4 protein-coding genes are annotated in these 7,184 nt (G+C 59.5%); all 4 read left to right on the top strand.

Going from position 1 to position 7,184, the window contains the following annotated elements; genetic code table 11:
* Positions 1–647 precede the first annotated feature (647 nt).
* On the top strand, positions 648–1,742 hold the full coding sequence (locus tag AC628_RS18235; protein WP_074128155.1) for a TRAP transporter substrate-binding protein: 1,095 nt from the start codon (positions 648–650) through the stop codon (positions 1,740–1,742).
* Positions 1,743–1,830: 88 nt separating this feature from the next.
* On the top strand, positions 1,831–5,217 hold the full coding sequence (locus AC628_RS18230; RefSeq protein ID WP_074128154.1) for a response regulator: 3,387 nt from the start codon (positions 1,831–1,833) through the stop codon (positions 5,215–5,217).
* Positions 5,218–5,224: 7 nt separating this feature from the next.
* Positions 5,225–5,572, top strand: a complete 348-nt coding sequence (locus AC628_RS18225; protein WP_074128153.1) for an Hpt domain-containing protein — start codon at positions 5,225–5,227, stop codon at positions 5,570–5,572.
* On the top strand, positions 5,565–6,617 hold the full coding sequence (locus AC628_RS18220) for an adenylate/guanylate cyclase domain-containing protein (RefSeq protein ID WP_074128152.1): 1,053 nt from the start codon (positions 5,565–5,567) through the stop codon (positions 6,615–6,617). The genes AC628_RS18225 and AC628_RS18220 overlap by 8 nt, the downstream gene beginning before the upstream one ends.
* Positions 6,618–7,184 lie beyond the last annotated feature (567 nt).

The following is a 7,184-nucleotide window of genomic DNA, read 5'->3' as shown; positions in this document are numbered from 1 at the left end:
GTTTTGAGTGAAGGTTGCGAACCCCTCATCTCAAGACAGGACGCCCCGTTGCGCTATCGTCTTGGCTACGCTGACCGCAGCAGCGCCCTACCGCGCGAGCGGTTTAGTCCTATGGGCCCTTTTCGGAAGTGCCGCGCTGGCTACCGAAAGTCCGGTGTCGGGGGTGAAGGGGACCTCACGGTTGCGCGGTCCGACTTCCGAGTTTTGACCCGAAGCGGAAGTCGAATAAGGTGTCACTCGATTACCTCGTCGCAAGATCGAGATGTGAGGCTCCCCCTAGGCGCCTTAACGGTCTTGAGGTTGATGACTATCTTGAATATTATCATGTGCCGACTGGAAAATCGGCGGGCGCAACCCGGCAAAATCTTGCGCGGATCCATTGGGTCAGTCTAAACGCCCCGATTTTTTAAACGCCCCGATTTTTCGGATATTCCCCTGCAGGACAAGGCGCCTCAGTCCTTCAGGATTCATTAGCACTATCAAACACCTGCGGGAGCCAATCGCGGTTGCGGCGTAAAGTAGATTTCAGACCAAGGGAAGGTCCTTGGCGTGCTAACAACCCCATAGAGCTTCGATCAACGAGCCGGCCGGGGCGACCTTTGGCAGACAAATGGAAATGGGCCTGCCGACAAGCCGGGGAGGAAACCATGGATCGTCGCCAATTCGTTGCAGGCGCTGGCGTAGGGGTTGCGGCTTCCGCTTCTGCCTTTCCGATGCCAGCAATCGCCCAGGGTGTGCGCGAGCTCAAAATGGTCACCATCTGGCCGAAGGGCTTGCCGGGTCTCCAATCAGGCGCCGAGCGTGTCGCGCGGTCGATCACTGCGATGTCGGGCGGGCGGCTGACAGTCAAGGTGTTCCCCGCCGGCCAGTTGGTCGGTGCCATGGAATCCTTCGATGCCGTCTCCTCTGGCCTCGCCGATCTCTACCACGGTTCAGAAATCACGTGGGCGGGCAAGTCCGCCACCTTCGCTTATTTCTGCAACGTCCCGTTCGGATTCACCGCCGATGAAATCAACGCATGGATCTATTATGGTGGCGGCCAGGCACTCTGGGACGAGTTGAGCGCGGGTTTTGGCCTCAAGGCGTTCCTGTGCGGCAACACTGGTCCACAGATGGGCGGATGGTTCACCAAGGAGCTAACAAGCGTCGAGGCGTTTAAGGGTTTACGCTATCGTATGCCTGGCATCGGCGGCGATGTACTGCGGCGGCTCGGCGCTGTGGTGGTTACGCTGCCAGGCGGTGAGATCATTCCGTCTCTTCGATCGGGCGCGATCGACGCGAGCGAATTCGTTGGGCCCTGGGTCGACATGGCGTTAGGTCTGCACAAAGCGGCCAAGTACTACTACTACCCAGGCTTTCATGAGCCGGGGGCGGCGCTCTCCCTTTCCATGAACAAGAAGCTTTGGGACAGCCTCGACAGCACCGAGAAAAGCATTATCGAGGGTGCCGCTGCGGCCGAGAACACACGTTCCCTTGCGGAGGCAACAGCCGGCAACGCCACAGCGCTTGAGCAGCTCCTAAGGGATCCTGCGATCCAGATCCGCAAGGTCGACGACACGATCCTGCAAGAACTAGGCAAGATTTCGGGCGAAGTTCTATCCGAGGCAAGCCGCAAGGACGACCTGGCGCGGCGGGTCTACGACAGCTTCATAAAATTCCGCACGGCGGCGGTTCGCTGGGGCGACATTTCGGAACGCGCCTTTCTCAATGCACGCGCGCTGCCGTATCCCTTTGGCGGCTGACAATCGCCGGCGTTTCGCCATCTGAGGCTGAGGCGCGGACATGAGTTTGGGGAGGTCAATCCGGTCAACAGCGTTCCCCAGTCCGAACATGCGGGCATGGGTGCCGTCGCGGCTCGGCGTGGCAAACCGACTGTTGCTTGCCTTCCTCGGGATCAGCGGCCTGTCTATTGTCGGCGCGGTCGTTACCATTTTTTCCTTCCGCGATATCGGCCATGCTCTCGACCGCATCACGGCAAAGCGCGTGCCTGCGGCACTGGCCTCGGTGGAAGTATCGCGGCGGGCTGAACGGATTGTTTCGGTCGCGCCGGCCCTGCTCTCTGCTGCGACGCCCGCCGAGCACACCGACGTTTCGCAGAGGATAGGCGCCGAGATGCAGGAACTCGCCGGACTGTTGGAGGGCTTCGAGCACCGTGGCGCCGACGGCGTAGTCCTCGGCCCGATGCGATCGGTCGTCGGTCGTCTCCGGATCAATCTTGAATCGCTGAATAAGCTGGTCGCGGATCGCATGGTCGTAAGCGAACTAAAGCGAGGTCATTTGAGCGACGCGCTCACTGCTGACAATGAAAGCCAAAACCTGTTGACACCCTGGCTCCAGATCGTTGAGGGGCAGATCGCACAATCGCGCCGAGCGTTCGACGACGCCAAGCTGGGGATCGATGAACGAATAGCGGCCGGAGTAGGGTTGGTCGGATCAACGACATCTTATCACGCGCTGCAGCGCGTGCAGTTTCTCATTACATCGACGAGTGAGAGGCTGCAGCAGATTTCGGCAACAGACGATTTAGACAGCCTGCGTGTGCACGTGTTTCGAATTCAGCGATCCCTGCGTGAGGCGAGGGAGATAACGGCCAGCCTCGATTCGAGATTGCAACCGCTCTTGATGGTCAAGCTCGAGGAATTCCGTGCACTTGTTGAGGGCACTAACAGCATTCCTGAGCTACGGTCGCAGGAACTTGGCATAGTCGCGCAAGCGACCCGTAACTTGACGGAGAACGCTGCGCTGTCGCGAGAACTCACCCAGGCGGCGGATCGCCTTGTCTCAATTGCCAATCGCGATATCGCGCAGGCCAATGACGAAGCGCTGGCGGCTCAACACTTCACCTCGACTGTCCTGATCGCAGCCGTTGCGCTCAGTTTACTCAGCTCCATCGTGATTGTTTGGTTGTACGTAGGGCGCAACATCGTCTCGCGGCTGACATCGCTCAGCCGCAGCATGCTCGCGATCGCTGAGGGCAATCTTGCGGCCAAAGTACCGACCGGGGGCAGCGACGAAATCGCGGAAATGGGCGCAGTTGTCGAGATCTTGCGCAAAAACACTGTCGAACGGAACGAATTGTTATTAGAGAGAGAGCAAACGGCCGAGCGGCTCGAAAAGCAAGTCGAGGAGCGCACTATCGAGCTGGCTCGCTCGATTGAGGAGCTGCGCGCGCTCGGCGAGGTCAGCCAGGCCGTGAATTCAACAATCGATTTGCAGACGGTGCTGTCCACGATCATCTCGAAGGCAGTCCAACTATCAGGCACTGATGCCGGCACGATCTATGCGTTCGACGACGCCCGGCAGGAATTTAAACTACGCGCCAGCTACGGCATGGATGAGGAGCTGGTCGCGACAATTAAGGAACGCAACGTCCAGATGGGAGAAACGATGATAAGTCAGGCGGCGATACAGCGCTGCCCGGTGCAAGTTGCCGACATCACGCACGAGTCTCCGTCGCTCGCCCTCGATGTCATCATACGCGCGGGGTTCCGTGCACTGTTAGCAGTCCCGCTGTTGGGTGCTGACCGGATCGTCGGAGCACTCGTGGTCCGTCGCAAGGAGCCGGGTAAATTTCCGTCGGGCACAGTCAACCTGTTGCAGACCTTCGCCGAGCAATCGGTCCTCGCGATTCAGAATGCGCGAATGTTTCAGGAGATCGAGGAGAAAGGACGCGAGCTTGCTGAAGCAAGCCAGCATAAGTCGCAGTTCCTTGCAAACATGAGCCACGAAATCCGCACGCCGATGAATGCCGTGATCGGTATGAGCAGCCTTTTGCTGGATACCGAGCTCAATGAGGAGCAGCGCGACCATGCCAGCACTATCCGCGATTCCAGCGAAACACTGCTCACGATCATCAACGACATTCTCGATTTTTCGAAAATCGAGGCGGGGCGCATGGACATCGAGGCACAGCCGTTCGATCTGCGTGACTGTGTAGAGTCGGCGCTGGACCTCGTCAGTAGCCGCGCGGCCGAGAAGCGCCTGGACATCGCCTATTTGTTCGAGGGTGAAGTGCCGCCGGCTATCCAGGGCGATGTCACTCGCCTGCGGCAGATCCTCCTGAATCTATTAAGCAACGCGGTCAAGTTCACCGAGCAGGGCGAAGTGGTCCTGACCGTCACAACGAAGGGCGAGCAGCTGGAGTTCGCTGTGCGCGACACCGGTATCGGGTTAGACGCAAAGGCCCAGGCTCGTCTTTTCCAGTCCTTCTCCCAGGCCGACTCCAGCACCACACGCAAGTATGGCGGCACCGGGCTGGGATTGGCGATCAGTAAGAGGCTCGCGGAACTCATGGGAGGCACAATGTGGGTGGAAGGCGCTGGCCCGGGGCATGGAAGCACCTTCCATTTCACAATCAGTTTCCAACGGACCGATCTGCCGAAAGGCACGAGGCGCGACTTCGTCGGCGCGCAGCCGGCGCTGCAAGGCAAGCGGATCCTCGTGGTTGATGACAACGCCACCAACCGTAGAATCCTGGCACTGCAGGCGGCCAAATGGGGGATGGCGGTTCACGACACCGAAGCGCCCGAGCAAGCGCTAGAAGTTCTCATGCGCGACTCCTTCGATCTAGCCATCCTCGACATGCACATGCCCGGTATGGACGGCGCCACGCTGGCTGCACGCATTCGGGAAGCCGGCCACAGCCTGCCGCTCGTGCTATTCAGCTCAGCCGGCAGCGGCAAGGAGGCTGGCGATAGTCTTTTTGCCGCCAGATTGGCAAAGCCGCTGCGGCAGAGCCAGTTCTTCGACACGTTGGTGACGCTGCTGGCGCACGAGGGCGCGCGCAGACACGTTGCCGCGCCAGCCCAGCCCCGCATCGATCCCCAGCTTGCCTCCCGCCACGCGCTTCGCATCCTTCTGGCCGAGGACAACGCGGTAAATCAAAAGCTCGCGCTTCGCCTGCTGCAACAGATGGGCTACCGCGCCGACCTCGCCAGCAATGGACTTGAGGCGATCGAGTGCGTCGCTCGACAGACCTACGATGTGGTGTTGATGGACGTGCAGATGCCGGGGATGGATGGCTTTGAGGCCTCGCGTCAAATCACGACGAGGTGGCCCGCGGGCCAGCGCCCGCGCATCATAGCGATGACCGCCAACGCCATGCAGGGCGACCGCGAACTGTGCCTGGCCGCGGGCATGGACGATTACGTGAGCAAACCGATCCGGGTGGATGAGCTGGTCGCGGCTTTGATGTCCGTACCGACACGTCGGCAATGAGGATAACATGGACGAATCAGTCATTGACCGGGCTGTTTACGCCGAGCTGCGGGACACAACCGGAGCTGAATTTGTGGCCGAACTTGTTGACACGTTTATCGAAGAAGGGCCTGGCATGCTTGCGGAGCTGCGCGCTGCCCGCGTTGAGAGCAATGCCGAACGCTTCCGCCGCGCAGCGCACTCGCTCAAATCAAATGGGAGAACCTTCGGCGCAGTGAAATTGACGGCGCTGGCGCGCGAGTTCGAGCTCAAAGGACTGGATGCTGATCCAGTCCGCGACGTGGGCGGCTTGGCGGCGCTGGAAGCGGAATACGCCCGTGCCGTTGCCGAATTGAAGGCTCTCCGTAATGGCTGAAGACACTTCTCGTGTGCTGATTGCCGACGACAACAAGGTCAATCGCTTACTGCTGTCGCGCAGCGTCGAGCTGCTGGGGCATCGAAGCGCGCTGGCCGAGAACGGTCGCCTTGCCCTGGAGAAGTTACGAAGCGAAGCGTTCGATCTACTGCTGCTCGACATCGAAATGCCCGAACTGGATGGTTTCGCAGTGCTCGAGCAGATCAAGGCCGACCCACAGTTGCGTGAAGTGCCAGTTATCGTAACCTCGTCGATCGAGGGGCTGGACAATGTCGTCCGCTGCATCAATCTCGGAGCGGAGGACTATCTGCGCAAGCCGGTGAACCAAGTATTGCTAAAAGCTCGCATCGGCGCCAGTCTCGAAAAGAAACGCTTGCGCGATCAGCAGAAGGCACTAGTGCGGCGCTTCGTCACCTCCGAAGTGGCGGACGACCTGCTGCAGTCGGACTTCGCCTTGGGCGGAAAATGGCTTTGCGCATCAGTCTTGTTCTCCGACATCCGCGGGTTCACAGCCTTGGTCGAAAGCCAGGGGCCGGAGGAAACGATCGATCTGCTCAACACTTATCATATGCTGATGTTCGACGCCATTGGCAGTTATGGCGGCGCGGTCAACCAAATTATGGGCGACGGCCTGATGGCTCTGTTCGGCGCGCCGCTCCCGCTCGACGATTGTGCCGGCAGTGCTGTGGCTGCGGGGCAAGAAATGCTCGGACTGATCGAGCAATTCAACCATGAGCGAAGCGCGGTGAACAAGCCAGCGATTCGTATCGGGATCGGCATCGCAACGGGCAACGTCGTGGCCGGTTACATCGGAACCCAGCAACGTGGCACATACACCTGCATTGGCGACACAGTAAACCTAGCGGCAAGGCTGGAGGCGCACACCAAAGTGGCCGGGTGCAGCATCCTTATTGATGACGCTACACAGCGTGCCCTGGGCGGCAGTGTGCCGACGCAGTCGTTGGGCGAGGTGCCGTTCAAGGGCAAGGCCGCCGCCGTCGAAATTTTCTCGGTGATGGCTGGCCAGCTACACGGACAATCCTGAAATTTCGAGACGAACTGGACGCGTCTCTTTCGGAGCAGCCGACACATTGCTGCAAAATCGGTGAAAAACGCGTTCCTACCGTTCCATCCTGGAGCGGTCCGCTACTATCACGAGATTGGTATCAAAATTCCAGATGAACTCGCCTCAACGAATTGACCGGGTTCGTCGCGCGCAATGTCCGTCGGCCGTGACCTTGTCATAAACGCTGCTCGTTTGCACCGACGAGGGGACGGAATCTTCGCCGAATTTGATGCAGTACCATATGTCGGCTCATGGGCCCGCAGCTGACCTGCGCTGAGAAGGCTGCAATTTCGGGAGGCGAACTGACGTAGGTCCGGCCCATCGCCGTAGTCGGCTCGTGACCCAGGCTGTGTGAAAACGCTCTGCTTGCAGTGATTCGCGCTGTAAGATTCCTCGACGACTTTCGGGGGATCGGATGAAGCGCTTCGTCGAGGGGTTGGATCGCGGGCAGAGCACACTGTTTCCGGCATTGCTCGACGATTATGTGACCGAGGATAATCCGGTGCGAGCGGTCGATGTGTTCGTTGACGGTCTCGATCTCGACAA

It is taken from the genome of Bradyrhizobium sp. NAS96.2 (genome assembly GCF_001908235.1).
Classification (GTDB): Bacteria; Pseudomonadota; Alphaproteobacteria; order Rhizobiales; family Xanthobacteraceae; genus Bradyrhizobium.
Note: the sequence above shows the minus strand (reverse complement) of the source record. Positions and strands in the feature narration are given on the sequence as shown.

Bases quoted from the DNA above. Each gene is read 5' to 3' on its own strand.
- AC628_RS18235 (WP_074128155.1), top strand. From the start codon at position 648: ATGGATCGTCGCCAATTCGTTGCAGGCGCTGGCGTAGGGGTTGCGGCT.
- AC628_RS18230 (WP_074128154.1), top strand. From the start codon at position 1,831: ATGCGGGCATGGGTGCCGTCGCGGCTCGGCGTGGCAAACCGACTGTTG.
- AC628_RS18225 (WP_074128153.1), top strand. From the start codon at position 5,225: ATGGACGAATCAGTCATTGACCGGGCTGTTTACGCCGAGCTGCGGGAC.
- AC628_RS18220 (WP_074128152.1), top strand. From the start codon at position 5,565: ATGGCTGAAGACACTTCTCGTGTGCTGATTGCCGACGACAACAAGGTC.